A 219-nucleotide genomic window follows, 5' to 3' on the forward strand; every position below is an offset into this window, starting at 1 on the left:
ATATTCCTGATCTTGTTTGTCTCGACGATCGTGTTTTTCTTCACCGACTGGTAGGTGATGACTGATGCGGACGGATCGAGCGTCCAGTTCGGGCCAGCATTGGCGGTTTCCGGCACGAACAAGAGCAGGCCGCACGCGAGGATCAGGCCAAGGGCCCTTGCAGCCAAACGCCAGCTTCGGGATTTTGTCATTGTGCGGAATGCGACGGCTTCGAACATG

General features: G+C 56.2%; 1 pseudogene. It reads right to left on the reverse strand.

Annotated elements, in window-relative coordinates:
* Window positions 1-218: pseudogene (locus tag EOB49_RS36230) on the reverse strand (flagellar motor protein MotB); the annotation flags it as partial.
* Window position 219: the final 1 nt, after the last annotated feature.

This window comes from Mesorhizobium sp. M7A.F.Ca.MR.148.00.0.0 (genome assembly GCF_003997735.1).
GTDB lineage: Bacteria > Pseudomonadota > Alphaproteobacteria > Rhizobiales > Rhizobiaceae > Mesorhizobium.